The sequence below is a fragment of the Microcoleus sp. Pol11C3 genome (genome assembly GCF_036701485.1).
In the GTDB taxonomy this organism is placed as follows: Bacteria; Cyanobacteriota; Cyanobacteriia; order Cyanobacteriales; family Microcoleaceae; genus Microcoleus.
Genome location: NZ_JAUBQW010000263.1, coordinates 1 through 2,599 on the forward strand (window position 1 = coordinate 1; position 2,599 = coordinate 2,599).

Annotated in this window: 5 protein-coding genes; 4 read left to right on the top strand and 1 reads right to left on the bottom strand. The window is 43.4% G+C overall.

Going from position 1 to position 2,599, the window contains the following annotated elements; translation table 11 throughout:
• Positions 1–106 precede the first annotated feature (106 nt).
• The gene (locus tag QUA40_RS28260; protein WP_333131958.1) at positions 107–328 is read left to right on the top strand and encodes a hypothetical protein; all 222 of its coding nucleotides are present in this window, start codon (positions 107–109) and stop codon (positions 326–328) included.
• Positions 329–365: 37 nt separating this feature from the next.
• On the opposite strand, the gene QUA40_RS28265 is transcribed toward QUA40_RS28260, so the two are convergent.
• Complete coding sequence (locus tag QUA40_RS28265) at positions 366–989, bottom strand: TenA family protein (protein WP_333131960.1); 624 nt, start codon at positions 987–989, stop codon at positions 366–368.
• A gap of 89 nt (positions 990–1,078) precedes the next feature.
• Here QUA40_RS28265 and QUA40_RS28270 point away from each other — a divergent pair, with 89 nt between their 5' ends.
• From QUA40_RS28270 to QUA40_RS28280, 3 genes are all read left to right on the top strand, one after another.
• Positions 1,079–1,273 (top strand): hypothetical protein, encoded by a 195-nt coding sequence (locus QUA40_RS28270; protein ID WP_333131962.1) that lies wholly within the window; start codon positions 1,079–1,081, stop codon positions 1,271–1,273.
• Positions 1,270–2,232 (top strand): glycosyltransferase family 2 protein, encoded by a 963-nt coding sequence (locus QUA40_RS28275; protein ID WP_333131964.1) that lies wholly within the window; start codon positions 1,270–1,272, stop codon positions 2,230–2,232. Before QUA40_RS28270 ends, QUA40_RS28275 begins: the two co-directional genes overlap by 4 nt.
• An 84-nt stretch (positions 2,233–2,316) precedes the next feature.
• Positions 2,317–2,599, top strand: a 283-nt coding sequence (locus QUA40_RS28280) for a glutathione S-transferase N-terminal domain-containing protein (protein WP_333131966.1), incomplete at its 3' end; no start/stop codon positions are given.

The window sequence follows — 2,599 nt, forward strand, 5'->3', positions numbered from 1 at the left end:
ATAAGTCAATATACTTACACAAAGAAAATCATTTAGGATTGCTCTAGATATAGAAAATCATTTAGGATTGCTATATTTGTTGTGGGTTTCTCGCAAAAAGCTTAGTATGATTGTTTTGACTTACGGTTTTTGCTCTTTAGCATTGCTTGCCAGTTCTGGAGTTCTGCTTTCGGTAAACCGCTGCGCTTACGCTATTGTGCCGTTGTCAATAACTGTGGGCTTGTTGGCCACTGCTAAGCCTCGTTGGGGTTACGGGTTGATGGGATTGTTTGGCGTATTTCTGCTTTACGTTTTCGTGAGATTTGCTAGTTGGCAGTGGGTAGCTTAGAGTCGATCGCCCTGAATATCTTTTGCATAAACTTAATTTACTCTAGCTCCCAAGCTGCCTGAAAAAAGTCTCTTTCGCACAGCAGAGCGTAGCGATAGGTTGCTTCTACTTCGGGTTCCGCTTCTGCGTAGCGATCGACCAAACTTTCGAGCCGTGAAGCTAAAATCTCAAACTCAGGGCTGCTATAGGTGAAAATCCAGTCGCTCAAGGCGTGTTCCGGTATATTAGGTTTAGCTAGCTGCTGTCCCAAAAAAGCATACAACCGCAAGCAAGGAGTCATGGCGGCTGCTGTCAAACCGACACCGCTTCCCCAGGCTGTCGCTAATAAAAAATCTGTGTAGCGGCGGGTAGCGATTCCCGGTTTTGCCTCTTGCAAGTTTACCCCCCATTTGCCTGCATATCCTTGATGCAAGCGAAGTTCTTCTAAAACACCGCTGCCGAGATTGTGGAGAATTTCAAACCCCTCCCAGTCGGGTGCTTTTGCCGCAGCGATACTGTAAGCACGAGCGAATGCTCCCAGAAAAAATGCGTCTTGTGCAATGTAATATGCAAAACTATTTGATGGCAGGCTGCCGTCAGCAATGCCTCTGACAAAGGGATGTTGCAGACAAGCTTCGCTTAAGTCTTGATTTGCTTGCCAAAGATCATGGGAATTTGTCATGCAATTTTGAATCGATGGGTTATGATTGTAATTTTTCTAGTCTGACTAAACATCTATAATAACAAATATTTTCGCTGTGCGTCAGTCTTATGGTATCTTTATTTTTCGTATTTAAGAAAATAGATAAGTTTTGGTACCCTGCTATTTTGTCGGCTGCTGTTGTCTGGCTCAAAGAGCGAAATTACGTGCCAAACCTCTCTCGTGAAGCAGCCAGCGTGTTTGAGGAAAAAGAAACTTTTGATTTAAGGGTTGAAAAGCCGATTTTAAAACAGAAACAGCGATGAACCATACACCTAAGTATTCTTTGGTAGTTCCCATCTATAACGAAGAAGAAAATCTCGCTGAATTGTATCGGCGAATTAGTGCCGTGATGGATCGGCTGGACGGCCCAGTAGAATTAATTTTAATCAATGATGGCAGCCGCGATCGCTCTCTCGAACTTTTGCGAAACTTGCACGAACAAGATTCGCGAATTTGTTACCTCAGTTTTGCCCGCAATTTCGGCCACCAAATAGCTGTAACTGCTGGTTTAAACTTTTCTAGCGGTCAAGTTGTCGTCATCATGGACGGCGATTTGCAAGACCCGCCCGAGCTAATTATAGATATGGTAGAACAGTGGCAGCAGGGCTATCAAGTTGTTTACGCTCAGCGCACTCACCGCCGTCAAGAAGGTTGGTTTAAGCGGTTGCCAGCTTATATGTATTATCGCATTTTGCGGAATCTTGCTGATGTTGATATTCCCATAGATACGGGAGATTTTTGTTTGATGGATAGGTGCGTGGTGGACGTACTCAATGCCATGCCTGAACGCAACCGCTACATTCGGGGACTGCGCGCTTGGATTGGTTTTAAACAAACGGCAGTTAAGTTTGAACGCGATCCGCGTTTTGCTGGCGATGTTAAGTATACCTTCAGTAAATCTTTTGCTTTGGCGATGAACGGTTTAGTGTCTTTTTCAAAAGTTCCTCTGCAACTGTCGATTTATTTGGGTTTATTTTCGGCTTTGGTGTCTGTTTTGATGGCTTTTTTGGTTTTGTATTGGCGTCTTTTCTCTGCGGGTTCGGCATTAACTGGTTTGACAATTGTGATTATGGCGGTTTTCTTTTTGGGTGCGGTGCAGTTGGTTAGTATTGGGATTTTGGGCCAGTATGTAGGGCGGATTTACGAGGAGGTGAAGGGCCGCCCGCTTTATACGCTGGCAGAAGTGGCTGGTTTTGGCGATCGACACCGATCGCCAAAATAATTTTAGCAAACAACTGTTAACTCATCCTGCTTAAATTATCTAATTTATGAGATAATTTAAGCTTGTAAAACCTTCTCAAGACTCATGTTTAAACTTTACGAGTATTCCCCCTCGGGCAATTGCTATAAAGTTCGCTTGCTTTTAACTCAACTTAATATTCCCTTCGATCGCACAGAAATTAATATTCTCCAAGGAAAAAGCCGCACACCTGAATTTTTGGTCAAAAATCCCAATGGCCGCATTCCGGTGTTAGAAATCGCACCGGGTAAATTTCTGTTTGAATCGAATGCAATTATAGTCATTTCAAATAAGTATGAGACGCTAAACTGCACAATAAGCACGAATAATTTCATCAAGAGATGTGCCA